This window comes from Microcystis aeruginosa NIES-4325, assembly GCF_008974145.1.
GTDB classification, from domain to species: Bacteria; Cyanobacteriota; Cyanobacteriia; order Cyanobacteriales; family Microcystaceae; genus Microcystis; species Microcystis aeruginosa_G.
The window spans coordinates 15,662-40,488 of sequence record NZ_BJKP01000019.1 but is presented as its reverse complement, the minus strand read 5'-3'; the positions used below and the strand labels follow the sequence as shown (position 1 = coordinate 40,488).

General features: G+C 43.1%; 24 protein-coding genes and 1 pseudogene. 12 read left to right on the top strand and 13 right to left on the bottom strand.

Going from position 1 to position 24,827, the window contains the following annotated elements; genetic code table 11:
• The first annotated feature begins 5 nt into the window (after positions 1 to 5).
• Positions 6 to 1,202, top strand: coding sequence for a DUF4377 domain-containing protein (locus MiAbW_RS11950; protein ID WP_238707267.1), 1,197 nt, complete (start codon positions 6 to 8; stop codon positions 1,200 to 1,202).
• A gap of 249 nt (positions 1,203 to 1,451) precedes the next feature.
• Here the strand turns inward: MiAbW_RS11950 and MiAbW_RS11945 are convergent, their stop codons facing one another.
• Positions 1,452 to 2,228 (bottom strand): hypothetical protein, encoded by a 777-nt coding sequence (locus MiAbW_RS11945; protein ID WP_151696301.1) that lies wholly within the window; start codon positions 2,226 to 2,228, stop codon positions 1,452 to 1,454.
• A gap of 421 nt (positions 2,229 to 2,649) precedes the next feature.
• Between MiAbW_RS11945 and MiAbW_RS11940 the strand changes: the two genes are divergently transcribed.
• The 4 genes from MiAbW_RS11940 (at position 2,650) to MiAbW_RS11925 (ending at position 7,404) form a co-directional block, all read left to right on the top strand.
• Complete coding sequence (locus tag MiAbW_RS11940) at positions 2,650 to 4,902, top strand: ribonuclease R family protein (RefSeq protein ID WP_151696300.1); 2,253 nt, start codon at positions 2,650 to 2,652, stop codon at positions 4,900 to 4,902.
• A 2-nt stretch (positions 4,903 to 4,904) separates the two neighbouring features.
• Entirely contained in the window at positions 4,905 to 5,687 is a 783-nt protein-coding gene (locus MiAbW_RS11935) for a DUF3153 domain-containing protein (RefSeq protein ID WP_151696299.1), read from the top strand.
• A 178-nt stretch (positions 5,688 to 5,865) separates the two neighbouring features.
• Positions 5,866 to 6,912 carry a class 1 fructose-bisphosphatase gene (fbp, locus tag MiAbW_RS11930; RefSeq protein ID WP_151696298.1) on the top strand — a complete coding sequence of 349 codons (1,047 nt, stop codon included), beginning with the start codon at positions 5,866 to 5,868 and terminating at the stop codon, positions 6,910 to 6,912.
• 27 nt (positions 6,913 to 6,939) lie between these two features.
• Positions 6,940 to 7,404, top strand: a complete 465-nt coding sequence (locus tag MiAbW_RS11925) for a hypothetical protein (RefSeq protein WP_151696297.1) — start codon at positions 6,940 to 6,942, stop codon at positions 7,402 to 7,404.
• 455 nt (positions 7,405 to 7,859) lie between these two features.
• On the opposite strand, the gene MiAbW_RS11915 is transcribed toward MiAbW_RS11925, so the two are convergent.
• From MiAbW_RS11915 to queD, 3 genes are all read right to left on the bottom strand, one after another.
• Positions 7,860 to 8,000: a type II toxin-antitoxin system HicB family antitoxin gene (locus tag MiAbW_RS11915; protein WP_151696296.1), complete on the bottom strand. Its 141-nt coding sequence runs from the start codon at positions 7,998 to 8,000 to the stop codon at positions 7,860 to 7,862.
• A gap of 48 nt (positions 8,001 to 8,048) precedes the next feature.
• Positions 8,049 to 8,492, bottom strand: a complete 444-nt coding sequence (locus tag MiAbW_RS11910) for a DUF29 domain-containing protein (RefSeq protein WP_151696295.1) — start codon at positions 8,490 to 8,492, stop codon at positions 8,049 to 8,051.
• A gap of 77 nt (positions 8,493 to 8,569) precedes the next feature.
• Positions 8,570 to 8,944, bottom strand: coding sequence for a 6-carboxytetrahydropterin synthase QueD (gene queD, locus MiAbW_RS11905; protein ID WP_151696294.1), 375 nt, complete (start codon positions 8,942 to 8,944; stop codon positions 8,570 to 8,572).
• 251 nt (positions 8,945 to 9,195) lie between these two features.
• On the opposite strand from queD, the gene MiAbW_RS11900 reads away from it, so the two are divergent.
• From MiAbW_RS11900 to MiAbW_RS20700, 4 genes and pseudogenes are all read left to right on the top strand, one after another.
• Positions 9,196 to 9,882, top strand: a complete 687-nt coding sequence (locus MiAbW_RS11900; protein ID WP_002746650.1) for an ATP-dependent Clp protease proteolytic subunit — start codon at positions 9,196 to 9,198, stop codon at positions 9,880 to 9,882.
• A gap of 35 nt (positions 9,883 to 9,917) precedes the next feature.
• Positions 9,918 to 10,517, top strand: coding sequence for an ATP-dependent Clp protease proteolytic subunit (locus MiAbW_RS11895; RefSeq protein ID WP_002734165.1), 600 nt, complete (start codon positions 9,918 to 9,920; stop codon positions 10,515 to 10,517).
• 167 nt (positions 10,518 to 10,684) lie between these two features.
• Entirely contained in the window at positions 10,685 to 11,314 is a 630-nt protein-coding gene (locus MiAbW_RS11890; RefSeq protein ID WP_151696293.1) for a PEP-CTERM sorting domain-containing protein, read from the top strand.
• A 75-nt stretch (positions 11,315 to 11,389) separates the two neighbouring features.
• Positions 11,390 to 11,497 (top strand): annotated as a pseudogene (locus MiAbW_RS20700) (IS30 family transposase); the annotation flags it as partial.
• 129 nt (positions 11,498 to 11,626) lie between these two features.
• Here the strand turns inward: MiAbW_RS20700 and chlP are convergent.
• From chlP to phaA, 5 genes are all read right to left on the bottom strand, one after another.
• The gene (chlP, locus tag MiAbW_RS11885; RefSeq protein ID WP_002735532.1) at positions 11,627 to 12,844 is read right to left on the bottom strand and encodes a geranylgeranyl reductase; all 1,218 of its coding nucleotides are present in this window, start codon (positions 12,842 to 12,844) and stop codon (positions 11,627 to 11,629) included.
• Positions 12,845 to 13,092: 248 nt separating this feature from the next.
• A complete protein-coding gene (locus MiAbW_RS11880; protein ID WP_151696292.1) occupies positions 13,093 to 14,187 on the bottom strand; it encodes a class III poly(R)-hydroxyalkanoic acid synthase subunit PhaC in 1,095 nt (364 codons plus the stop codon).
• A 180-nt stretch (positions 14,188 to 14,367) separates the two neighbouring features.
• Entirely contained in the window at positions 14,368 to 15,363 is a 996-nt protein-coding gene (gene phaE / locus MiAbW_RS11870) for a class III poly(R)-hydroxyalkanoic acid synthase subunit PhaE (RefSeq protein ID WP_151696290.1), read from the bottom strand.
• 503 nt (positions 15,364 to 15,866) lie between these two features.
• The gene (phaB, locus tag MiAbW_RS11865) at positions 15,867 to 16,583 is read right to left on the bottom strand and encodes an acetoacetyl-CoA reductase PhaB (RefSeq protein ID WP_151696289.1); all 717 of its coding nucleotides are present in this window, start codon (positions 16,581 to 16,583) and stop codon (positions 15,867 to 15,869) included.
• A 12-nt stretch (positions 16,584 to 16,595) separates the two neighbouring features.
• Complete coding sequence (gene phaA / locus MiAbW_RS11860; protein ID WP_151696288.1) at positions 16,596 to 17,786, bottom strand: acetyl-CoA acetyltransferase PhaA; 1,191 nt, start codon at positions 17,784 to 17,786, stop codon at positions 16,596 to 16,598.
• Between the two features lie 219 nt (positions 17,787 to 18,005).
• Here phaA and MiAbW_RS11855 point away from each other — a divergent pair, with 219 nt between their 5' ends.
• Both MiAbW_RS11855 and psbQ read left to right on the top strand, forming a co-directional pair.
• Positions 18,006 to 19,139: an FAD-dependent oxidoreductase gene (locus tag MiAbW_RS11855; RefSeq protein WP_151696287.1), complete on the top strand. Its 1,134-nt coding sequence runs from the start codon at positions 18,006 to 18,008 to the stop codon at positions 19,137 to 19,139.
• A 147-nt stretch (positions 19,140 to 19,286) separates the two neighbouring features.
• Positions 19,287 to 19,727, top strand: a complete 441-nt coding sequence (psbQ, locus tag MiAbW_RS11850; protein ID WP_002737745.1) for a photosystem II protein PsbQ — start codon at positions 19,287 to 19,289, stop codon at positions 19,725 to 19,727.
• Between the two features lie 69 nt (positions 19,728 to 19,796).
• Here the strand turns inward: psbQ and MiAbW_RS11845 are convergent, their stop codons facing one another.
• Both MiAbW_RS11845 and MiAbW_RS11840 read right to left on the bottom strand, forming a co-directional pair.
• Positions 19,797 to 20,096, bottom strand: a complete 300-nt coding sequence (locus MiAbW_RS11845) for a 2Fe-2S iron-sulfur cluster-binding protein (RefSeq protein WP_002790976.1) — start codon at positions 20,094 to 20,096, stop codon at positions 19,797 to 19,799.
• Positions 20,097 to 20,139: 43 nt separating this feature from the next.
• Positions 20,140 to 21,399 carry a phosphopantothenoylcysteine decarboxylase domain-containing protein gene (locus MiAbW_RS11840; protein ID WP_151696286.1) on the bottom strand — a complete coding sequence of 420 codons (1,260 nt, stop codon included), beginning with the start codon at positions 21,397 to 21,399 and terminating at the stop codon, positions 20,140 to 20,142.
• A 166-nt stretch (positions 21,400 to 21,565) separates the two neighbouring features.
• Between MiAbW_RS11840 and MiAbW_RS11835 the strand changes: the two genes are divergently transcribed.
• Positions 21,566 to 22,507 (top strand): DUF1517 domain-containing protein, encoded by a 942-nt coding sequence (locus tag MiAbW_RS11835; RefSeq protein ID WP_151696285.1) that lies wholly within the window; start codon positions 21,566 to 21,568, stop codon positions 22,505 to 22,507.
• A gap of 82 nt (positions 22,508 to 22,589) precedes the next feature.
• Here MiAbW_RS11835 and MiAbW_RS11830 read toward each other — a convergent pair whose 3' ends face one another.
• Both MiAbW_RS11830 and MiAbW_RS11825 read right to left on the bottom strand, forming a co-directional pair.
• A complete protein-coding gene (locus tag MiAbW_RS11830) occupies positions 22,590 to 23,540 on the bottom strand; it encodes an NAD-dependent epimerase/dehydratase family protein (RefSeq protein ID WP_151696284.1) in 951 nt (316 codons plus the stop codon).
• Positions 23,541 to 23,823: 283 nt separating this feature from the next.
• Complete coding sequence (locus MiAbW_RS11825; protein ID WP_151696283.1) at positions 23,824 to 24,825, bottom strand: hypothetical protein; 1,002 nt, start codon at positions 24,823 to 24,825, stop codon at positions 23,824 to 23,826.
• Positions 24,826 to 24,827 lie beyond the last annotated feature (2 nt).

Genomic DNA, 24,827 nt, shown 5'->3' with positions numbered 1-24,827 from the left:
CAATTTTGAACGCCAAAAAAACGGGAATTTTCTTGACAATTGCCCTAAGTTGTGCTTTAGCGGGAAAAACTGCGATCGCTAACACTTCCCCCTTGGAGGGAACTCGATGGAAACTAAGGGGTTGGACAGCCGGAAGTTTGGTGAAAGAAACGGAAATTACTGCCGGTTTCCAGAAAAATATCCTCAGTGGTTCGGCCGGATGCAACCAGTATAATACTGGCTATCAAGTCAATGATGGCACGCTCAAGGTTAACCAAGCGATCGCTACTACGAAAAAAGCTTGTCCGGAACCGCAGATGAAACAAGAAAATCAATATCTTGCTGCCTTGCAAGGAGTGGAACAATTCCAAGTGACAGCTAAAGGCGATTTACAATTATTTTATCGTACTCCCGAAGGTTTAGGAATCCTCACTTTTACTCCCGCACCGACCACCACGCGCACGGAAAAGACAATTTATATCAATTCGAGGAAACAACCCTGTAGCCAAGGCACAACCAAAGACTGTTTACAGATGCGAGAAAAACCAGAGGAAAACTGGAGATTGTTCCCTAATAGTATCGAGGGATTTGATTATAAACCAGGATTTTTCTATCAAATTAAAGTTAGCGTTGAAACCGTCTCCAATCCAGCTAATAATCAAAATTCCGAAACATGGAAACTATTAGAAGTTATTAGCCAAACCCCAGAAAAAGAGACTCCGCGAGCTTGGTTTGAGCGACCGTTAACTAATTGGAATAAAGCCAAGGCCCCTATACCCAAATCTCCCGTTAAAACCGTGATCGATAACCAGTGTCGTGAACAGGTTCGTCCAGCAATTACTGCCAATGATCAGGCGCTTAATAAAGCAGGATGGTTACTGTACGGGTCTGTGCAAACCTATGGGAAAACTAGCGTTATTTCGGCCATGAGTGGAGTGGATGGAATGTGCCGACCGATGGGTTATCAAGACTTTGTTTTTGTCGATGGTAAATTCGCTGGCACTCTTTCCCCGCGACCGATGGATTCCCGCACTGATGGTGCATCTCAGAGAATTGTTTTACAAAATAGCGATCGAATTATTGTGGTTTTTAATCGCTATAAAGATACGGATCCTCTCTGTTGTCCTTCCCAATTAAGTCGCGTTATTTATCAAATTGAAACAGTCAGCGGATTGCCAGTTGTTGTTCCCAAAGAAGCGGAAACAGAAGCAGTAAGAAACTAATTCAGTTATCAGTTATCAGTTATCAGTTATCAGTTATCAGTGAGATAGGGAAAAAAAGACTGGCAGCTAATATCTTCTTTATTATATCTCCCGCAAAAGTGAGTTTTTAATCGCATTTTCCGGAAAAAGATCGCTTTTCTACTGCCAGAAAATAATCTATTTCTTTCTGCTTCTCCTGACTCGGAGAATACTGGATCGGAGACTCCTCACTTAACGGAAGATTTTTAATTTATGCAGCAGGTTTAGTGATTAGGCACTGATACTAGATAAGTAGTTATAGAATTCTAATAACTCCTCATTAGTTAGTAGTAAACGGGACTTTTTGCCATAGGTAGAAATCAGGTATTCCCGACCTTTTTCTGTAGTCCAAGCTAATCGTTTCATCTCCACATCAATTTTAGTTTTAAGCACTGAATAATCGATTTCTTCGGGAATGACAACAACTGGTTCCGGTGCTGGGGGTTCTTCTGCAGTTAAACTCGCTTCTTCTGGCAATTCTGTTAATAAGGAGTAATTATCGGTTTCCATTTCTAATAATAAAGGCTCTGGTTCCGGTAAGGGAATATCCTTAACTTGGGGTAATTCTGGTTCAATTTTAGCTGGGGTAATATCCTTAACTTGGGGTAATTCTGGTTCAATTTTAGCTGGGGTAATATCCTTAACTTGGGGTAATTCCGGTTCAATTTTAGCTTCAGGACGGGGGATTTCGGTGACTTTAGCCGTTTTGGTCGATTTTTTGGCACTAGGGACGGGTTTAGGTAAATCTTCCGGTAGAGAAATATTATTGGGGCTGACTTTTTCCACAAGCTGGAGATCGGGAGTATTTTCAGTATCTAAAAGCAGTAAAGCTCGTTCTCTGGCTCGATCTTCGGCAATTTCCACTGTATCTGCTGCCGCTAAACCTGTAAAGACCGTTTTTCCCTCAATTTCCACGCTTGCTTTCACAATATACTTGCCGTGATCAATTTGAACTAACTCACTAATCAGGGCAACTTGGGGGTAACGTTGGCGTAACTTTTGTAACATGGTGACTTTTTCGAGTTCTTTTGTACTTATATGAGAATACTCTATCGTAATTATGGAAAAATTTGGCAAGTTCTTGCTAAGATTAAAGGTTAGATAAAATTTTCAGTCCTAGTACCAGCCTTGTCCACAATAACAAGATTCTACTAGGCTGAAACTTCTGCCAGAAAGACTAGCGATCGCTGAAAAGTTTGCAGGTGTTCGCTATTGGCTTATCCTAACGAAGGCTTCGATAATTCTCAGGGTAGGTTCGGGTGTTCGATGCTTGGTCAGTTTACCTTCACTGTCACCACCAGCGATCGCAATTAGCCCGATAGAGATAATCTCTGGAGTCAATGGTTTAAATCAATCTTCTCATTATTAAGTATTTAAACTTAATTATTCACGATTCCGTCAGTGTCTTGTAAGTAAGGATTATTGTTAGATGGACTTCTCGATCGCCACACTCCTCTCTCATCTTAGTGATGATAAATTAGCTACGGGTAAAATTCTCGAAAAAAAACTAGGCTGCGAAGACGATCCCGAAAGCTGCGAAAAATTGCAAGTGATTCTCGATGCTTTGGAACGTCTGGGAATGGTTGTCAAAGAACGCGGGCGTTATCGTCGTGTGATCGAGGAAAATATCGTAGAAGCAAAGCTGCGCTGTTCCAGTAAAGAATTTTGCTTTGCTATCCAAGATATCGAAGATGCTGATGACATCTACGTCTCGAAAAATCATCTCAGTAACGCTTGGAATGGCGATCGAGTTTTAGTCAAAATCATCCGTGAGGGAACCCGTCGTCGTTCCCCAGAAGGAGAGGTGAGATTAATTCTCGAACGAGCTAATCCTTCGCTTCTAGCGCAAGTAAAACAGGAAAATGAGCAGTTTGTGGCGGTTCCCCTGGATGATCGCCTGAAATTTACCCTTAATCTCCTCGAAAATGGTCAAAATCTCCAAGAAAATATCGATCACCTCGTTCATGTTTCCGTCCTCCGTTATCCCCTAGGGGAAATGCCTCCCATCGGCAAAGTTACTCGCATTCTCGGTTCCACGGCCGAGGCCGCTGCCGACACAGATATCGTCTCCTGTAAACACGATCTACCCCATAATTTTCCGCCAGAAGCCCTCGAAATTGCCGATAATTTAGCGTATTTCTTCGATAGTGGCGAAAAAGAACAACTGCGAGATTTAACCCAACTCTTCACCTTTACCATCGAAGATGACACCCCCCTGGATTATCCTCCGATCATTGAAAATGCCTTTTCTTTAGAGAAAATCAACCAAAATCGCTGGCGAGTAGCCATTCATATCAGTGATGTAGTTCGTTACATTGAACGGGGCGGATTATTGGATAAAGTTGCCAAAAAACGGGGAACAGCCGTCTATTTAGGCGAAAAAGTGCTGCCATTAGTCCCGGCTGCCGTTACCAGTCGTTGTTCCCTGTCACCGCAAGAACAGCGCCCCGCTATTTCTATCCTCGTCACCCTTGATGACAAGGGGGATTTAGTGGAGTACGAAATCACCCGCAGCCTCATCCAAGTGGATCAACATTTTACCTATCAACAGGTGCGCGATCTGCTCAGTGAAGAGGATAGCGCAGCTGCCCCCACCGATACCGTTGAAACCCTGAAAGATTTATTTTTCAGCGTTTGCCCCACCCTAAAATCCCAACGTCTGCAGCGGGGGAGTTTTGATATTCAATTAGACAAAATCTCTCCCTACAAAGACGAAGGACGGGGGGGGACTGTTCTCGCTTCTAATAATTTACCAGCCCGTTCTTTACTGACAGAAGTGGCAATTTTAGCCGGCAAAGTCGTCGCTGAACATTTACAGGCCTTAAAATTGCCCTGTATCTACTGTGGACAATCGGAACCGGATTGGGATGAATTAGAGGATTTACTCAAATTGGCCAATAATTTAGGGGCAGAATTAAATTTAACTGCCGAGGAGGAGATTAAACCCAATGACTATCAAAATCTCACCCGCACTTTTTCCGCTTCCTCATCGGTGAAAGTCCTCAATTATCTCCTGCAAGAAACTCTCAAATTAGTTAGATATAGCAGTCATCCTCTACCCCATTTCGGTTTGGCCTATCCTAGCAATTATACCCACTGTCTCTCACCCCTACAAAGATATGCCGATCTTTGGGTACAACGGGTGTTAAAACTCCTATTAACCGAGGGGAAAGATCGCCGCAGCAAAATCGTCAAAGTCGGGGTTAATTTGGGCAGTAATAGCTGTCATGGACAGATTCATTGGAATATTCTCCCAAGCCAAATTCAGGAGGAGTTAGAAGAAGAAAGCCATCTAATTGTTTCCCATCTCAATGATCGCTCAAAAATTGCTGAAGATGCGGAAAAAGACCTAGAAGGATTGAAAAAAGCCGAGAAAATGAAGGAAAGAATGGGTCAAGTTTTTCGCGGCTTAATTACCGGTGTACAATCCTATGGTTTCTTCGTGGAAATTTCCGATTTATTAGTGGAAGGGTTGGTCCATGTTTCTTCTCTCAAGGATGATTGGTATGAATATCGCGCCCGTCATAGCTGTTTGGTAGGACGGAAAAATCGCGTTGCCTATCGTCTCGGTGATGAGGTAGAAGTGGAGGTAAAAGATGTAGACTATTATCGTCAGCAAATTGATCTAGTTACGGTTAGCGGTGGCAGTTCAGCAAGTTATGACGACTTAGAAGAAGATTAATTATGAATCAACCAACCACCGAAAAAATCCAGAAAAACCGCTTTATTCTGCCCTTTTTATGCGGTATTTTTCTCTTTTTAACTGGCTGTGTCCGTTACGATGTGGGCATTAATTTTCCCCACCAACACCACGGGGAAATTATTCAACATATCACCCTCGGACAACGTTTAACCAGTCTCAGTCAAACCGAAGCCACTAAATGGTTAAATAGTATCGAACAGAGGGCAAAATTACTTAAGGGGAAAACCGATCATATTTCCGAACGAGAAATAATTGTCACTATTCCCTTTAGTAATAGTCAGGAATTGGAGGAAAAATTCAATCAATTTTTTGATCCTAGTTCTTCCTTTAAAATCAAAAATTCCCCTAATACCGATGATATAAAGTTACTGCAACTAGATTCAAAACTGGCAGTTACAGAACGAGATTGGTTCTTTTTGACCCAGAAAAACTTAAAATTAACTGTTGATTTGCGGGCTTTAGGTGTGCTTTCCGAACAGGGAAATATTATCGTTAGCCCTGGTTCTTTAGTCGATATCGACTTCGCTTTAAAGACTCCCTTCCCTGGTCAAAATATTGAAGATGACTCAGGATTAAATCCCCCGGTAGAAAAAGTTGACAATCAGTTAATTTGGCATTTAAAACCGGGAGAAATTAACACGATTGCGGCGGATTTTTGGGTTCCTAACTATCTAGGTATAGGCACAATAATTATTGTTTTTATAACAGTTTTTGCCTATTACTTGAAATATAAACGCTTGCCCGGTGTATCCCCATCGACTTAAATTGAGAGAACAACTATTGACCGAGATTTAATGATCAATGAGGGGAAAATTAGCCAACTCTAAAACTGATCTAAAAATTGGCCAGCAATAGGGAAAATTTTGGCTAGGATCAAATCATAGTCATAATTGAGACTAGACGAGTTTCCCTTTTTTTACTTTATTACGGGCAATTACAGTTATGGTTAGCAATATTCCCTTTTCTATCCCCGAATATAGCCTCGATCGAGATTGTACCACCCTCTCCCGTCACGTCCTGCAACAACTACAAAGTTTTTCCCCCGACGCGCAGGATTTAAGCGCAATTATGAGTCGGATTGCCCTAGCGGGGAAATTAATTGCCCGTCGTCTCAGTAAAGCGGGATTAATGGCGGATGTACTAGGTTTTACTGGAGAAACCAACGTCCAAGGGGAATCGGTCAAGAAAATGGACGTTTTTGCCAATGAGGTATTTATCTCGGTTTTTAAGCAAAGTGGTTTAGTTTGCCGTCTTGCTTCCGAGGAAATGGATAAACCCTATTATATTCCAGAAAACTGTCCCATCGGTCGCTATACCCTACTCTACGACCCGATCGATGGTTCTTCCAATGTGGATATTAACCTAAATGTGGGTTCGATTTTTGCCATCCGTCAACAGGAAGACAATGATTTAGACGGAGAGGCGCGGGATTTACTGCAAAATGGTCGTAAACAAATCGCCGCCGGCTATATTCTCTATGGACCATCGACTATTTTAGTTTACTCGATCGGTCGCGGTGTTCATGCCTTTGTTCTTGACCCCAGTTTAGGGGAATTTATCCTCGCCCAAGAGAATATTATTATCCCCGACCATGGCCCGATTTATAGTACCAATGAGGGCAATTTTTGGCAGTGGGATGAGGCAATTCGCGACTATACTCGTTATGTTCACCGTCATGATGGTTACACAGCCCGTTACAGTGGGGCATTAGTGGGAGATATCCATCGAATTTTAATGCAGGGCGGTGTTTTTCTCTATCCGGGTACTGTTAAAAATCCCCAGGGAAAATTGCGCTTAATTTATGAAACTGCCCCCCTTGCTTTTTTAATTGAACAGGCAGGAGGTAAAGCTAGTGATGGGGTGACAAATCTTTTAGATATCATTCCCGATAAATTACACACCCGCACACCTTTAGTGATCGGTAGTGTCGAAGATGTTAAATTGGTAGAGTCTTTTATCGCTGATCGCCGTCATCGCGATCGAGTTTAACTTATAGTTTTATTTAGAGATATTGACATGGATTTACAAGCTCTGAAGTGGACTAAAAATGTAAGGCGACACGATGGTACATGGGCATATCGGGAATATAAGGTTTCTGATTCCTTCAAACTGGCATGGAAAGACGATGAAGTCAATGCCAATAAACCCGAAAAAGGTAGTTTGATACTACTCAGGCAGCAAGGGTATGTTACCCATTTAGTAAAAGTTCTCGACTGCAAAGCCGAACGTGAAATTGGCAAGGATGATTATGACATCTATCGAATTGTTGAGGTGCTTTGGGCTATTGATTTTGATAATCCACCTGTATCAGCCAAAGCAGATGCGATGTTTGATTATCCAGAAGTTCTCGACTATCAAGGTGGTAAGGTGATGGAATTGGAGAAGTTACCAACTTTCAGACAGCGTTGGGATGACGATGGCGGTTTGGGGGGATTCCAAACTTACATTCGGAATTTATTGGGGCTGTCAAGGAATGACTAAGATCCTTGTTAAGCTTGTGTTATATAGCAAAGATCGGGGTGGTTAGGACAATCAATCGCTGAAACCCTTGACCGATAAGAGTTTGAAAATTGAAAGCGTCCTAAATAACCCATTTTTTGCTATATCATTGACAATTTTGAGGGAACTTACGGAACAACTGAGGTGGAAAGTTTTCCTGAACCAGCTTCTACATTAGGCATTCTTGCTCTGGGAGTTCTAGCGGCAGGTTCTTGTTCTAAGCAGAAACTATCTCAAGAAAAGAAGTCAAAACAGGACAATTGAGTTGAGAACTGCGCGATTTCTTTCAACAATTAATCCCCCCTTAATAAAGGGAGGATCTGACAGTTTTTAACACCTACCTACTTATAGAAAAATAGGGGTTGGGTTGAGCAATAGCAAAGCCTAACCTGCTATTTTATAATTGTCAAAGGTAGGTCTTTTTCCTTTCTAACTTCTCAAGATAAGTCAATCGCCTTTTTGATATTTTGTAGAGCTTCTTCTTGAGTCTCACCTTGACTCAGGCAGCCCAGAATAATGGGACATTCCACAATGTACCATCCTTCTTCATCTTGGTAGAGCGTGACGGGGAATTTCATACACTTTAACCAGTAGTTTTGATGTTAACCAGTGATTAAATATTAGTATTAATCTGGTAGATATTCAGGATTGAAAATATCAGTTTTGGCAAAAGGACAGATTTCAGGAAAAGTTTTTTTATCTAACCCTATTTCTCTAGCTGCAAGTAGGCAAGCATTTTGATAACACTGATCAAAAACTTCCTCAAAATATACCTTGAGACTGGGGCTATCTTCAAAAACGTCTAACAATCTCAAACAGGGTTCGGTGATAAAATACTGCCAACTATGAGAAGGTTTAGAGGGTTGATACTTCCATTTAAGGAGATGAAGCAATAGCTTTTCTAAATTACTTTTCAAAGCCTTTTTATCACTCCTACCCATTGCCTCAATTTCCTCAATCAGATTTTCTAAATCGAGGTACTCCCACTTACCTTCTTTAAGTAGGTTAGCAGTTTCTTCTACCCACAGATTAAAGTCTGTGTCATAAAGTTTCTTGGCAGTAGATAGCATATCAGATTTCTCCTACCTCCTTCATCTGATTCGTGGGATAGGTTTGCCATCCATCCTAGCTAATAATAGCTTGCCGATTAGGGATAATAGGTACATCCAGAGGTACAGGTTTCGCGGATTTCGACGGCATAAAGGTTGGGTAAACCAGCTTTTGCCAATTTTTCATAGATCCAGCGCGATAATTCTTCACTGGTGGGATTTTCTAAACCAGTGGTTTCATTGAGATAATGATGGTCGAGAAAATTATCGAGTAGCGGCTGTAAATATTGTTTAATTTCGCCAAAATCCATCACCATTCCCTGTTGTGAGCCTTGGGACTGTAAATAATAACTTTTCACATAGACGCGTCCTAGCCAACTATGACCGTGGAGACGGCGACATTTACCTTCGTAGTGGGGTAAACGATGGGCTGCTTCAAAGCGGAATTCTTTGTAAATAATCCATTCTGCCATGGTTAATCGGTCGATACTATCGGTTACATCTGGTTTATTTATTTTGCCACCGATAGTTATCCATTCTAGTCAAAAGCTTAGTATTCTTATACCATTTTTTCTGCCGCCACTTTTTAAACATGGTATGAGATGCGCGGGCATCCGACGAGGGATTCTTGGGGAAGAACCTAGCTAAAAATACCCCCAGGCAATCGGTCAACCCGATTACGTTAAAATCAAAAGCAGGATACTGTGTATGACGGAAAAACTCGATGAACTCAGTGATTAAAGCGGTACAAACTGCCTATTATGGGGATGCAGCCTATCGGACACCACCACCAGACTTAGAATCTCTCCTGCTCAAAGAGAGGATTGTCTATCTGGGGTTGCCTTTATTTTCCTCCGATGATGTCAAGCGCAATGTCGGGGTGGACGTGACGGAATTAATTATCGCTCAACTGCTCTACCTGCAATTTGACGATCCCGAAAAACCGATTTTCTTCTATATCAACTCTACCGGCACATCCTGGTACACCGGCGACGCGATCGGCTACGAAACCGAAGCTTTCGCCATCTGTGACACCCTCAACTACATTAAACCTCCCGTTCATACTATCTGTATCGGACAGGCCATGGGAACTGCAGCGATGATTCTTTCCGCAGGAACCAAGGGTTTTCGCGCCTCCTTACCCCACGCTACCATTGTTCTCAACCAAAATCGCACCGGGGCCCAAGGACAAGCCACCGATATCCAGATTCGCGCCAAGGAGGTAATCGCCAACAAACAGACGATGTTAGAGATTTTCTCGAAAAATACGGGTCAAACCACTGAAAAACTGGCGAAAGATATGGATCGCACCTTCTATCTCACCCCACAACAGGCGAAAGACTACGGATTAATCGATCGCGTTCTCGAAAGTCGCAAGGAACTACCGAAACCCCTCGCCCAAGTTAGTTAAGATTTATTACAAATTAGCAGGAGTTGTTACCAATTATGCCTATCGGTGTGCCAAAAGTTCCCTACCGTCTGCCTGGTAGCCAATACGAACAGTGGATTAGCATTTACAGCCGTCTTTCGGTGGAACGCATTCTTTTTCTGGGGCAGGAAGTCACCGACGGGTTAGCCAATGCCCTTGTGGCCCAAATGCTTTATCTCGACTCAGAAGATCCCACTAAACCCATCTATCTCTATATCAACTCGCCGGGGGGTTCCGTTACCGCCGGTATGGCCATCTACGACACCATGCAGTACATTAAAGCGGAAGTGGTGACTATCTGTGTGGGATTAGCGGCCTCTATGGGGGCATTTTTACTGGCTTCCGGTAGTCCGGGTAAGCGTCTCGCTCTTCCCCACGCGCGGATTATGATTCACCAACCCATGGGCGGAACCGGGCGCCGGCAAGCGACGGATATCGACATTGAAGCTAAGGAAATCCTGCGTATTCGCCAGCAATTAAACGAAATTATGGCTAATCGCACCGGACAAACCATCGAACGCATCGAAAAAGACACCGACCGCGATTATTTCCTCTCCGCCGAGGAAGCCGTCGCCTACGGTTTAATCGATAAGGTGGTCGAGGGAAGACCGGCTTAAGTCAGTCAGAGGTTAGAACAGGCGAGAAACCTGTTCTAACCTTTTTTTGTGATAATAAACCTGGCTTCTTTACCATAAAAAATGGGAAAAAACTGTATCAAAATTAGCAGAAATGGGCAAAAAAGAAAATAAACTTATTTCCGTTAATTATTGAAGGAAATTTGCCGATGAAACTCGCCATTAAGCCCCTTGTTTTATCCACTGCCAGTTTAGGGTTAATATTTGGGGTGGCACAAAACGCCCAAGCCGCTCTGATTACAGGAGTTACTGTTTCCACCGATATGGGTAGTAATGGTACTAATATAATCAATACCGTCAATGGGGTAGGGTTGCCCGGTAATACACCAAGTCTGACGGGGAATCATGCTCTGGCTGCTTTTAATGCTTGGGCGGGAAGCCAGTCCACCGGTAATATCACTTTTAATCTCAATGGCAGCTATAGCCTCGCTGGTTTTAGCTTCTGGAACTTGAACAATCCTGGTAATACTGCCGGAATTAAGGACGTGACTGTTCAATCCTCCACCGATGGTACGACTTGGACTACTATAACTGGCGCTCCTGTTCAGTTTGCTATCGCAGCTAACGCTCCTATACCTCCGGCTGTGTACAGCTTTTCTCCAGTTACTGCGTCCTTTGTCCGATTTGTTGTTGCTAGTAACTGGGGATGGACCGGTCCTAATACTGGCTTCTCTGAGGTTCAATTTAATGGAACTCCCACTCCCGTCCCTGAACCTTCTTCCTTGCTTGCTTTATTAACCTTTGGTTTAGCAGGTGTTGGTTTAAGAAAAAGAATGTAATCTTGAGATGGTAGGTTGGTTTATAGGATTCGTGGCAAGAGACCAACCTTGCATTATCCTTCTTATAGTACACAAAATGGACTATTAAGACAATTTTTGGACAAAAGAACGAATTTGAACATCCTTAAGCCAGAGGAGGTATTCTATGAGTGTAGATCAGACAGTGATGCAATTCAAACTTGAATTGGCCAGTCTTTAATAACTGGATTTAGTGTTATTTTTGTTTCAATTGGAGAAGACAGGAAGGGACAACCCAAAAGAAAACCCAACCACCGCCATGGGAAGATTGGGTTTTCTGGTTATCAATTGATTTTAAGGGGCTAAAGCGTTACCTCGCAGGAGAGAACCGATGGTTTTAGCAGTAATCTTCATCTGTACGAGAGGATTAGCGGGAACAACGGTTTTATAGAGATAACTGTCAAAAGTCATCTTCTGTACGTCCTTATCGGAACACATTTCCACAAAAGCTTCCCGGGTGGCATCGGTACGATAGAAAACCCGTTGCAGAATATCTAATACCAGATAGGTCATACCGTATTTCTTATCCCAACGCTTGAGGTAGAGTTTTAACTCGTCCTCTGTGGGAATACGTTGGCCGCCGTTGGTGACTTCGACAATGGTTTCGGCACACATCCGCGCTGATTTAGCGGCGAAATAGATGCCTTCTCCCGAAGACTTCGTAACTGTTCCCGCAGCATCGCCTACGAGGGCCACACGACCGACTACACGGCGAGGACGGGGATGTTCAGGGATGGGGTGAGCTTCCACGCGGATGATTTCGCCCCCTTCCAGACGACGGGCCGCGCGAGCGCGAATACCAGCCTGTAGGTCTTTAATCATAGCTTTATTGACCTTCATTGTGCCAGTACCGACGGCAACGTGATCGTATTTCGGGAATACCCAAGCGTAGAAGTCGGGGGATACGTCTTTTCCTACATACATTTCCGCCAGATCTTCGTAGTAGGCCATTTTATCTTGGGGGAGACGGATGCGTTCTTGGAAAGCGATCGCATAGTTGTAATCCCCAGCATCAATAGCTTTGGCAATGCGGGAATTAGCACCGTCCGCACCGATAACCACATCCACCTTCAGAGATTTCATTTCCCCTTGGGAATTGCCGTGGGAGTGATCGGCGTAGTGTAGGGTATAGGGATCGGTGCTATTCGTGGGAATGTCGAGACCGTAAACCGTTCCGTTGATTAAATGCGCTCCTAATTTATGGGCGCGCTCTCTCATAAAACCGTCGAGGACTTCCCGACGACACATACCGATATATTCGTCTTGATTATCGAGATTAATATCGACTTCGACGTTCGAGGGGGAGATCATTTTCATTTTTCTCACCCGGCGATCGATAATTTCAGGAGGTAGGTCAAATTCGCTCACCATACAGAGAGGAATCGCTCCACCACAGGGTTTAGCATTATCTAATTTGCGTTCAAATAAATAGGTTTCAATGCCTGCTTTAGCTAATGTTTCTGCCGCCGAAGAACCGGCCGGCCCTGAACCCACAACAGCGACTCTTAACACTCAGGTTTTCTCCTACATACTTACGAGCGAGTACGCTTTGCAGTTTACCACAGGGGTTTAGCCGAAAGGAACGAGATTCTCCGATTCTGCCCGATCTTGCAACAGTGCTTAACATCCTCTGTTACAAAAGTTTATTTTACTGCCTGTAGATGTTTTTTATCGATGTGTTGTATTGTGTTACACAGATAGAGAAGAAAAGTGCTAAACCCCTCTCCCAAACCGGGAAAAGGGGATAGGTGCGAGGATTGTTAACCTCTTGCTTTCAACCAATCGCTAATAGCGGGGGGTAAATCCCGTTGCACTTTGCCACTAACATACATTCCGATATGTCCCACGGGGAAAGCACAAGCGGTATAGTCAGAAGTACCGATATAATTCCCTAAAGCGAGGGAAGAAGCAGGAGGAACAAGGTGATCTTTGTCTGCATAAAGATTGAGAATTGGCATGGTCAGATTATGTAAATCTACCCGTTTATCTCCTAAGATCACTTCCCCTTTAATCAGTTTATTTTGCTGATAGAAATCCTTGAGAAACTGTCGATAGGATTCCCCCGCTTGGTCAGGACTATCAAAAATCCATCTTTCCATACGCAGAAAATTAACTAATTTTGATTCGTCTTCCATGATGTCAGGAAAATCGAGGTATTTCTGATAACCTAACTGTAAAGGTTTCAATTCTAGAAACTCTAAGTTGAGAAAATCTCCCGGGATATTACCCATAGCATCTACCATTAAATCGATGTCTAATGCTTCGGAACCCAAGGAACACCCCCCGCGCATATTTAAGAGGGTCTCGGTTTGATAAAAGTCCACTGGTGTCACCATTGTCACCAGATTTTTTACCTTATCGGGATAGAGGGAACTATAGCATAAACTAAAGGTTCCCCCCTGACAGATTCCTAACAGATTAATCTTGTCGAGATGGTGACTTTGACGAATAAAATCGACGCAATTATCCACATAACCATTGATATAATCATCAAGGGTTAACCAGCGATCGCTTCTGGTGGGATATCCCCAATCAATTAAGTAGATATCTAAGCCTAATTTCAGCAGATTGGCCACTAAAGAACGCCCTTCCTGTAAATCTACCATGTAGGGACGATTGACCAAAGCATAAACCATCAGCAAGGGTATCTCGAAGGGTTTTTCGACCACAGGTTTAAAGTGGTAGAGAATGATTTTATCTTCCCGATAAACTGCTTCTTTTTCCGATACTCCACACTGAATATCTTCTTCTTTAACTCGTTTGAGATTGTCCAAACCTTTGAGATTTTTCTGAGTTAATTCTAGATAATCTTGGGTAAAGTCTTCCAGTTTCACTTGCGTCAAAAATGGCCACATAATTTAATTCTCCTAGAAAAGTGGGGAAGTGGGGATTTTTCAGTGAGCAGTGAACAGTAAACAGTAATCAGTGAAAAGAAAGTTCCGAAGTTTTCACCTAACACTATATACTGAAAACTGCAATCCGATAACTGATAACTGATAACTGATAACTGATAACTGATTGTCAAGCACAATTAACTAATTGTTACTTTCTACTGCTGGTTTTTCTCCTAAAGCTTTTTTGAGACTTTTTACCTCTTTGCGTAATTCATAGATAGTCCGATGAATTTCATCGACTTCGCTGCGGGTAGGCAGATTCATTGAGCGCAGGTAAATTTCCATTAAATCCTGCTGTTTGAGGCGATAATCATTGAGGGAATTAATAAATTTCCCCCTTACTTTTAGGTTTTCTGGTTGACAAAAAGCCTTTTCAAAAATATCATCAGCGACGACACTCCACACATCTTGAAATTCTCGCCAATCCTTGACAGGTTGACCTTTTTCTGCTAGGAAAACTAATTTTTTAGTTAAAGCTTCAAAGGATTTAACTTGAATATCAGCCAGCACAATTTGATAGTTAATACTAGCTTGATAAAGAACGCGCCAAGTTTCAAAACTATCGAGTAATTTGCGGTTAAATTCTCGCGGCAATCCCAATAAAGGCATCTGTAACCATTGGCCAAAAGTCTCATCATAAAACTTCTGCCAATAGATATTATTGAGTTCGATCAAGGAAGAAGTATTACCTAACCAAGCTTTGGTTATTGTGTCATTTGACAGGACGAAAGGATCGAACCATAAATGATTAAGACTTTGCAATTGTTGCAGGTAAATTGTCCATAGTTGACTGACATCTTGACTACTTTGGGAAGTGGTAGTAGTAAAACTATTCAGTTGACCGCGCATCTGTTGAGCATAATTATCTAAAATTGTTTGCCAGTTTTCTCCTGTTTGCATTTTCGGAAAGATACTTTCCCAAGCTTCCACTGATAATTTTAGGAATTTGATCAATAAATCCCGATTATCGAAATAGCGCTGAGTTGCCTCTTGCAATTCTGGTTTAATATTGCCCATAGGAGTCGGTATCGCTCCCATCATATCAAACCAACTTGACCACATTTTTGCCCCAGTTTCTGTCCAAAGATTGACGTAATCTGCGGCCATCTCACTCCAAGCTTGTGTCGGTTTATCCATTATTTTTGCCCTTTTCCTTTAACTCTAATTTCGCTAGTTTACTAACCCACCCTACACCCGATAACGGATAACTGATAAGTCATATTTCTCCAGACTTGGCAATTTTTGCCAGTAATCTTAACGCTTCATTGACTGAGGCTGAATCTTGAAAATAAGCTTCATAATATTTGCCACGAATACCACTGGAAAAGTCATATTCAGACCTCATCTCGTCACTAACCGTTTCTTCAGACTCCTGATTTATAATTTTTTCTCTCCTGTTTACTAGCTAAACGGGCACTAAATAACGGAGGCAGGGGGCAGGCTTCGACGGTGAGCTCAGCCGAACCGCCGAACGGAGGCCGTTTTTGTAACGGGGATTTATGCCCTGCTCCGAAAAATTTTCGCATTAAAACGCGAGGTTTTAGACCCGATTTTTTCGATAACAAACACATTTTCCATCTTTGAATTAGATGACTGATAACTTACCCAGTGATAACTGATAACTGATAACTGATAACTGATTAAGTGTGATGGGCCCCATTAACTCTGAGGACTTCTCCAGAGACATAACTGCTGGCCACAGGAGAGAGTAAATAAGCAGTTGCCCAGGCGATATCTGCGGGTTCACCGAAGCGACGACAGGGAATTTCGGCGGTGATTTTATCGCGAACTTTATCGGGAATCGCTAAAGTCATTTCCGTGTTAATAAACCCTGGCGCGATCGCATTGGCGCGAATATTATAACGGGCAGCTTCTCGCGCTAAAGATTTGACTAAACCGATAACTGCCGCTTTTGTGGCCGCGTAATTAGTTTGGCCAGCATTACCACGATCACCAGAAATAGAACTAATACAAACGATCGATCCCGCTTGTCGTTCATACATTCCCTCAATAAACGGTTTAATCGTGTGATTAACCCCTTTTAAGTTGACATTAATCACTAAATCCCAATCTAGCGGCGTTAATTTAGGGAAAAAGTTATCTCTGGTAATCCCCGCGTTAGCGACGATACCGTAAACCGGTCCCAATTCCGCTTCAATTTGTTTAGCTGCCGCTTCCATCGATTCCAACTTAGTCACGTCGGCCACAATGCCTAAACCCTGGGGATTATCGGCGACTAAATCCGTGTAAGCCACCTTGGCCCCCAAATCTATCAAAAGAGAGACAATAGCCGCCCCAATGCCTCGATTTCCGCCGGTAACGACGATAACTTTCTCCTCTAGTCCCAGAGATACCATAGCTTTTTCCTCCTAAACTCTTTCAATTGCGATCGCTGTTCCGCCACCGGTCCCATGACAGATGGCCCCCATACCGAGGGTTTTATCCTGTACTTTCAACGCATTAATTAACGTCACCAGAATCCGCGCACCGGAAGCGCCGATGGGATGACCTAATGCGATCGCTCCCCCGTGAACGTTTTGTTTTTCCCTCGCTAACCCCAGATCCATCTCAAAAAGCAGATTATTTAAGGCAAAAGCTTCGTTATTTTCCACTAAATCGAAATCTTCGATCGTTTTATCTAGGGATGCCAGTAATTTTTTCACCGCTAGGACGGGGAATTCTGGGAAGCGATCGGTTTTGCCAGCACCCACAGCGCCGCCAAGGATTTTGGCAATTGGTTTTAAACCGTACTGATCCACAGCTTTTTGACTGGCTAAAAGGATAGCGGCGGCCCCATCGGAAATCTGACTACTATTGCCTGCGGTTAAAACTCCCGACGGATTAAAAGCCGGCCGCAGTTTTCCTAAACCTTCTGGGGTACTATCGGAACGAATACCCTCATCTTGAGCGATAATTGTAGAACCTTTCTTAGATTTAAGCTCAATTGGCACGATTTCGCCGTTAAACCAGCCTTTTTCTGTGGCTGTGGCCGCTCTTTGGTGGGATAAGGCGGCAATTTCGTCTAATGCTTGCCGAGAAACCCCGCGATCGAGACAGAGGCGATCCACTTGGGAACCCATGCCCTCAGTCGTGGTAGCATCGGTTAAGCCATCGTGGAGTAATAGGTCGGTTAATTGTTCTGGCGCCCCCATGAGGAATTTATAACCCCACCGGGCCCGATGGGAGAGAAAAAAGCCGGTTTGGGACATGGATTCGATGCCCCCGGCGAGGACGATATCTGCTTCGCCAGCGCGAATTGAGGTGGCAGCGTTACTAACGGCAATCATTCCCGAAGAACAAACCATATCCACCCGATATCCGTCCACGCTTACGGGAATTCCCGCTTTAATCGCCGCTTGCCGGGGAATTAACTGACCATGACCCGATCCCAAAACATTGCCGAAAATGTACAAATCTAGGGCTTCTGGTGGCAAATTAGCGATTTCTAGGGCGGATTTCATCACTGTTGCCCCTAAATCCGCCGGGGATAATCCCATTAATCCCCCACCAAAACGACCAATTGGAGTCCGGACAGCGGCCACGATATAAACTTCTTGCATAGACTTCTCTCTATTGGGAAGCGAAGATACTAGATAAAATTTACTTAAGAATATCGAGTCCGAAAAAAGCAAAATCCCAATTGACTGTCATTGGTTAAAAGTTCTTGGCCTCGATGTCTTGAGTTTTTGTCTATCTACTCTCGATCTTGCAACAGAATTTCTGTGCCAGAAGATATATTCATTAGAATTTAACTTTTCCGGCAGCAATCCCCTTTTTTTATGGATTTAGTCAAGCGCCTAGTTTTTATCGGTGGTGGTCACAGTCATGCGATCGCCCTTCGTCTTTGGGGGCAATCACCCCTAAAAAACGTTCAATTAACTTTAATTAGCGATGTCACCCATACCCCCTATTCGGGAATGTTACCCGGCCACATCGCCGGTTTTTATGATTTTGCTGAGACTCATATCGATTTACCTTCTCTAGCTAGGTATTCTCAAGCGCAATTCTGTTTGGCTAAAGCTAATTTCATAGATACGGAAAAATGTCAAGTAATTTGTGATAATTCTTTACAGATTCCCTTTGATTATCTCTCGATCGATATCGGCAGCATCCCAGAGGTAGATAATGTTATCGGTGCTAAAGAGTACGCTATTCCCGCCAAACCAGTGCCGATTTTTCGGGAAGGATGGCAAGAAATCCTCAAAAAAGCGGTTAAAAACCCTAATAATACTCTAAATATCGTCATTGTTGGTGGTGGTGCAGGCGGAGTTGAATTAGCTTTAAATATGCAGTCCCGTTTGGCCAAAACTCTCAACTCTAGCAGTAATTTGAATTTGTCTCTAATTCATCGAGGAAAAAAACTCCTACCGAACCATAATAATTGGGTCAGTCAACGTTTAGAGAATATTTTTAAACAAAGGGGAATTAGATTATATTTATCAACGGATGTGACGGCAGTGCAAGCAGATCGGATTATCTGTTCATCGGGGCTAGTTTTCCCCATGGATTATACAATTTGGGTAACGGCTGCCTCGGCCCCTAGTTGGATTAAAGCGTCAGGATTACTGACAGATGAAAAAGGGTTTATTTTAGTGAATAATTATCTGCAATCTCTTTCCCATCCCCATATTTTTGCCGTGGGAGATATTGCCACGATTCCAGATTATCCCCGTCCGAAAGCGGGAGTTTTTGCCGTCCGACAAGGAAAACCTCTGTTCGATAATTTAGGAAGAATTCTGCAAAATCAGCCACTAAAACCCTATTTTCCCCAGAAAAATTATCTGAGTTTAATCGGGACAGGAGACCAACAAGCGATCGCATCTTGGGGCGGTTTCGCATGGCAATCACCGTTACTATGGTTATGGAAAGATCGGATTGATCGAGCTTTTATGAAACAGTTTGATCACCTCTAGTCAATAACACCGAGTTACTGTCAAGGTCGTTGGGAGTGAAATCTGATTTGGGAATCCCACAACCTGATAAAGTAAAAATCGTCCCGATAGCTTGACTGGTTATCGGGAGAGAACGTCAATAGTTTGTTAAATAGTACATATAAACCAATGCCACGTCTTCGCTCGATTATTTCCCTAGTTTTAGTCCTAGTTACTACCCTGCTGGTTAGTTGCAGTGGTCCCCAAGCAACTATCCCCACCGTTTACAGTCCGCAAAAAATCGAACAGTTACAGGTTTATATCCAACCCATAGAAGGATTTCGCCAAAAAATGAGCGTTTTGCAAGACCTCATCGCTGACAAAAATTGGGTAGATACTCGCACCTATATCCACGGTCCGTTGGGGCAATTGCGTCAGGAAATGGTAGGATTATCCCGTAATTTACTGCCCAAAGACCAAGAAAAAGCCAAGCAGTTAGCGAAAAATCTTTTCGTTCACTTTGAACGTATCGATGCGGCAGCCAAAGAAAAAGATGCTAGTCTTGCTGCTAATCAGTTCCAAGAAGCATTAAAAGACTTCGATGCTTTCTTAAATATTGTTCCTAGTTAGTTTGTATCAGTGATCGGTGATCGCCAATCACTGATCACTGACCAGGCCGCAGCCAAAAACCGCTAAATGCTATTTTGGTTTAGTTTGGACGCTAATAGGGCCATTAACCATGGTTTGACAGGCTAAACGATAATTTTCGGGTTTTTTCTTCAGACAGCGCTGCTCAAAGTCGGTTTTAGCTGAGAGATTTTCCATCCCCTCGACAATTGCCACTATACAAGTACCACACTGCCCGTAACCGCCACAATTCATCAATTTACCGCCAAAAGTGTAGATATCAACGCCATTCTGGATTGCTTTCTCTCGTAAATTCGCTCCATCTGCCGCTACCACGATCTTATTCTCTTTGACGAAGTTGATGTTACCCATGACTGTCTTACCCTAAATTTTTGCAAATTAATATTAAAAAATATTAAATTTTTTCGATTGTAACATTTTTGGCTCGCTGTTCTAAATATTCGGCGATGCCAATAGCGATCGCTTTTTTCCCGATAAATTTTCCCAGTGCCGCTTTTGTGACCAAATAAGCCACCTGTTCCCCTTGACTGCCCTTTTCCTCACCCCGATTAGCAATGACGGCTTGATAGCCCTTTTCTAGGGGTTTGCGGGCGATTTCCAGTAACTCCTCCTGACTGACTCCCTCCTGATACTTGAAAGTCACCATCTCTAAATCGGGAAAATTTTCTCTCACCTTGTCAATCACCTTTTCCGTCGGCACAAAATTAAGATTTAACTGCCCTCCACTGGGAATCTTACCAGAAAAAGGGTTTTCTAAGCGATAATCTGCCACTGCCGCCGAGAAAATCCCAAATTGATAATCTTTACTCTCTAATTCTCCCATCACCTTCCCTAGATACTCGTCATAGGTTTCAATAATTTCGTGGGGTAAATAAGCGGGGGGTGTATAGCTGCCGCGTCCGTGGATTAACTGCACCTTTGCCCCGCGCAGGTATAATTCTTCTGCAATAGCGACTCCTAACTGTCCAGTAAAACGATTAGTTAAACGACGGATATTATCGATAATCACGGGTGTGGGTCCACCAGTGACTAAAATCGGCCTATTTTTCAGCACAGAATTACTGAGAATCCCACAGGCTGCCACGGTAATCTCTTTTTCTCCGGGGAGATTGTGCTTACCGTAATCATCCCGGGGTGGCATAATCTCGACTCCCCAGCGATCGAGAGTTTGCAAAGATTCGCTCAGAATAGCATTATGTAAACTGCCGTGCATGGTGGGGACAAGCAGAATTTTAGTTTTTCCCTTTTCCTGTCGTCCCAAGGCCGAGGCCAAGCATGAAGTGATCACTCCGTCAGCGATTCCGTAACGAAACTTATTAATCGTGTTATAGGTAGCGGGGGCGACTAAATAAAGATCAAAGGGAGATTGATCGCTTAAATGTTCTGCTTTTGCCGTTAATTGACTAACTACGGGATTAACCGTACTCCATTCCAAAGCTTCCCTAGTGACGTATCTTAAAGCTTCTTCCGAGACAAAAGCCACGACTGTAGCCCCGAATTTCCGCAAAGATCGGGCAATTAGCGGCGCTTTCATGGCCGCAATCCCTCCCGTTACCAGTAAAGCAATCCTTTTACCCCAGAGATGATGACTCTCTAAGGGGACTTCGCGATCGCCTAAAGGTGAATCCGTGGGAGGGGAGAAATTCCAAGTCATAAATTTTCAGTGATCAGTAAACAGTAAACAGTAATCAGTGAACCGAAAACTCAAATCTGATAACTGATAACTGATCACTGATAACTGATAACTGATTTCAAGATTTGTCTATCTCTGAGGGAGAAACTGGTTATCCTAGTAAATAAAGGGTTGCTTCGGTGTTCTTATGATTGACAAAATTTTAACTAAAGTTCGATCGCTTGCCAAGCCGCTATTAGTTCTAGGATTAGTGACAACGCTGATTTTCGGTTCTATTCCCAGTGCTTTAGCGGCATCGGGGGGTAGAATGGGGGGCGGTAGTTTTCGCGCCCCTAGTCGCAGTATTAGCCCTTCTAGAGGTGGTGGTTACAGTTCACCGGGTTACGGTGGAGGTATTGGTTTTCCCTTCCTTTTACCCTTCTTTTGGGGTGGTGGTGGCGGTGGCTTAATTTCTCTGTTAATCTTTTTTGCTATTGCCAATTTCCTCGTTAATGCTTTCCGCAGTGGTGGAGGCAGTGATGAGAATGGTATGGCTGTTGAACCGGGATATGAAACCGTCTCCGTGGCTAAAGTACAGGTGGGTTTGTTGGCTAATGCCCGTTATCTGCAACAAGAATTAAATCAAATCGCCCTAACAGTCGATACTAGCACCTCCGAGGGACGAGTCGAAGTCTTACAAGAATCGGCCCTCGCCCTGTTACGTCATCCGGAATACTGGGTTTATGGTAACGTCGATTCCCAACAAACCAGCCTGAGCAGTGCGGAAGCGAAGTTTAATCAGTGGTCTCTCAACGAACGCGGTAAACTAACGGCGGAAACCTTAACTAATTACAATAATCAACTGCGTCAAGGTTCTACAGACAATATTTTACCCCAATCGGCTGGGGAATTATCTAAAACCGCACCAGAAGGCTATATTTTGGTGACTATTTTAGCCGGCATTGTTGGTAGATTTTCCCTACCTAAAATTAATGATTCCCAAGACTTGAAACAAGCCCTGCAACAAATTGGTAGTATGGGAGGCGATCGACTTTTAGCCGTAGAAGTGATTTGGACTCCCCAAAGCGAGGGTGATATTCTCAGTCAAGATGACATTCTCGCCAATTATCCCGATCTGAAATTAGTGTAGTTTGTCGGGGGATAACCCTAGACATTGCCCAAAATCTCCCTGTAAAAGGGAGATTTTTTGATTATTAAGGATATTGCCCCCGTTAACAATATAATTCCTGAATCCACTGCCATTCTTGGGCTAATCCTTCGGCTAAAGAGACTTGGGGATTATAACCTAGAATAGTACGGGCTTTGGTGACATCGGCGGCGGTGTGACGGGCATCTCCTCGGGCCAAGCCTTGATGCGATCGCTCGATTGGTTTACCGATAACTTTTTCCATCGTATCCAAGACATCCAGCAAAACCACGCGACTACCCCCACCAATATTAAACACCTCCCCCACCGCTTCCGGGACTACGGCAGCGGCTAAATTAGCGGCCACAGCATCGCTAATAAAGGTAAAGTCGCGGGTTTGTTTGCCATCCCCGTAGATACCAATGGCTTTACCTGCGATAGCTGCTTGAAAAAACTTATGAAAAGCCATATCGGGACGTTGCCGCGGTCCATAAACGGTGAAATAACGCAGGGCAGTGACGGGAACGTTAAAATTCTGGTGATATAGCCAACAGAGTCTTTCTGCCGCTAATTTGGTGATACCGTAGGGTGAAACCGGTTGGGGACAAAGGGTTTCGGGAGTCGGCATCGTTTCCGCATTGCCATACACCGAGGAAGTGGAAGCAAAAACCATCCGTTGTAAAGAAGGGGTTTCCTTAGCGGCCTCAAGAATGATTTGAGTAGCATTTATATTCCTTTCGGTATATTGACGAAATCCATCACCCCAGCTTGCTCTGACTCCTGCTTGGGCTGCCTGATGGAATAATACTTCTACTCCTTGCAACAGTTGTCTCCAGTCAAGGGCTTGTATATCCGCTTCAATTAACTTAAATTCGGGATATTTTGCTAGTATATCAGCATTTTTGCGCTTTAAACTGGGGTCGTAATAATCGTTAAATTGATCGATGCCGATCACCTGATCTCCTTGTTCTAAAAGCTTTTCTGCCAAGTTAGAACCGATAAAACCCGCGACACCAGTAACAATATGAGTAGCCATTTAATCCTAGTCGTTGATATTTTGGATCGATTGTAATCATTTTTGCGCTTTTTGCTGCAATCAATCTCCGCCATCCGCCGTCAGCTTTTAGGGGTCAAAATCAAGAGATTTATTGAAAATAGGCGAATTTTACCGGTTTTATCCCGATCATGGCTCTCGATCGATTCCCTTTTCCCCTCCACCATCAGCCCTCTATTTCCCATCTGAGGGGCTATAATTGGCTAACAAAGCAAAGCATTAAGCGTTCATCGCTACTAGCGAATCACCCCCGCTAATTACCTGATTATTTAGCTAATTTTTCCAGTTTTTTCTTAGTTTTCTGAAGTTTTAAGGCTAAATTACCTTCATGTTCAGGATAGTAAATGTGCAAGAATTCGATAAAATCCTCGATGGTACAAGGTTGATGAAATCCCCCTAAATTACCGTGGAATTCTTGGTGAATTTCTTCTTTAATAGTCACCAAATTCAGATCTAATGTCGCTAGATGGGGATATTTCTGGACAGAGTAAAGATGATGGACAGCGAGATTAAATTTTACATCTTTATCAGGTTTCTGACCTGTCACCTGACAAGTGTTTTTATCTCTAGTTTTGGCTCGTTTTTTAGCCTTTTCAATCTCGATTTTTTGTTTGGTATCGTCATCTAGATGTTCCTGAATTTCTTTAAAGGCACGAGGAAACTCCATTGCAATCATTTTACACATTTCTTGGCGTGATTTATTCGTCAAAGTTTCACTCATGGATTTAGAAATCATCACTATTCCACTTTCAGAGAACCAAAACTCTCTTTTTTCATCTTCGTAAAAATCTACTCCTAATTCTAGAGGTTTATCAGTTCTTTGCTGAAGATGATTCACGGTTTTATTTAGCTTGCTGCCATTAGTTTCTAAAATTCGCCGTAAACTCTGTTTATGAATCATAGCCAGTCCTTGATAAACTTGAATTTCGCCAGCTTCAGTGAGTTCAGCAAAAATTAATTTTCGTGCCAAAGAGCGACGAATTTTTTGATCGTGCTTAGTAAAAAATTCTTTAAATTTGTAGAAAATTCCTCGCTTTTCATTCTTCTCGATATAGGAAGCAATTTTAAAAGCACCTTTAGGGGAAAAGTTACGGAGTTTCTTCTCCTTATTGACAAATTGATAATCGACACCTTCAACTAAATCCCAATCATCATTAGGATCGGCATCAAAAAAGCTAACGATTTCATCCAATCTCTTATGAGAAATGGAAAGCCATTGAATTAGTTCAGCTTCTCTGATAGTAAAAATTTCTTTTTTGCGAGGCATGA

Coding starts and splice junctions, on each gene's coding strand:
- fbp (WP_151696298.1), top strand. CDS start 5,866: ATGGTTAGCAATATTCCCTTTTCTATCCCCGAATATAGCCTCGATCGA.
- MiAbW_RS11880 (WP_151696292.1), bottom strand. CDS start 14,187: ATGTGGCCATTTTTGACGCAAGTGAAACTGGAAGACTTTACCCAAGAT.
- MiAbW_RS11835 (WP_151696285.1), top strand. CDS start 21,566: ATGATTGACAAAATTTTAACTAAAGTTCGATCGCTTGCCAAGCCGCTA.
- MiAbW_RS11935 (WP_151696299.1), top strand. CDS start 4,905: ATGAATCAACCAACCACCGAAAAAATCCAGAAAAACCGCTTTATTCTG.
- MiAbW_RS11900 (WP_002746650.1), top strand. CDS start 9,196: ATGAACTCAGTGATTAAAGCGGTACAAACTGCCTATTATGGGGATGCA.
- phaE (WP_151696290.1), bottom strand. CDS start 15,363: ATGGATAAACCGACACAAGCTTGGAGTGAGATGGCCGCAGATTACGTC.
- MiAbW_RS11910 (WP_151696295.1), bottom strand. CDS start 8,492: ATGCTATCTACTGCCAAGAAACTTTATGACACAGACTTTAATCTGTGG.
- MiAbW_RS11925 (WP_151696297.1), top strand. CDS start 6,940: ATGGATTTACAAGCTCTGAAGTGGACTAAAAATGTAAGGCGACACGAT.
- MiAbW_RS11855 (WP_151696287.1), top strand. CDS start 18,006: ATGGATTTAGTCAAGCGCCTAGTTTTTATCGGTGGTGGTCACAGTCAT.
- phaB (WP_151696289.1), bottom strand. CDS start 16,583: ATGGTATCTCTGGGACTAGAGGAGAAAGTTATCGTCGTTACCGGCGGA.
- psbQ (WP_002737745.1), top strand. CDS start 19,287: ATGCCACGTCTTCGCTCGATTATTTCCCTAGTTTTAGTCCTAGTTACT.
- MiAbW_RS11845 (WP_002790976.1), bottom strand. CDS start 20,096: ATGGGTAACATCAACTTCGTCAAAGAGAATAAGATCGTGGTAGCGGCA.
- MiAbW_RS11890 (WP_151696293.1), top strand. CDS start 10,685: ATGAAACTCGCCATTAAGCCCCTTGTTTTATCCACTGCCAGTTTAGGG.
- MiAbW_RS11825 (WP_151696283.1), bottom strand. CDS start 24,825: ATGCCTCGCAAAAAAGAAATTTTTACTATCAGAGAAGCTGAACTAATT.
- MiAbW_RS11945 (WP_151696301.1), bottom strand. CDS start 2,228: ATGTTACAAAAGTTACGCCAACGTTACCCCCAAGTTGCCCTGATTAGT.
- MiAbW_RS11915 (WP_151696296.1), bottom strand. CDS start 8,000: ATGAAATTCCCCGTCACGCTCTACCAAGATGAAGAAGGATGGTACATT.
- MiAbW_RS11830 (WP_151696284.1), bottom strand. CDS start 23,540: ATGGCTACTCATATTGTTACTGGTGTCGCGGGTTTTATCGGTTCTAAC.
- phaA (WP_151696288.1), bottom strand. CDS start 17,786: ATGCAAGAAGTTTATATCGTGGCCGCTGTCCGGACTCCAATTGGTCGT.
- queD (WP_151696294.1), bottom strand. CDS start 8,944: ATGGCAGAATGGATTATTTACAAAGAATTCCGCTTTGAAGCAGCCCAT.
- MiAbW_RS11895 (WP_002734165.1), top strand. CDS start 9,918: ATGCCTATCGGTGTGCCAAAAGTTCCCTACCGTCTGCCTGGTAGCCAA.
- MiAbW_RS11940 (WP_151696300.1), top strand. CDS start 2,650: ATGGACTTCTCGATCGCCACACTCCTCTCTCATCTTAGTGATGATAAA.
- MiAbW_RS11840 (WP_151696286.1), bottom strand. CDS start 21,399: ATGACTTGGAATTTCTCCCCTCCCACGGATTCACCTTTAGGCGATCGC.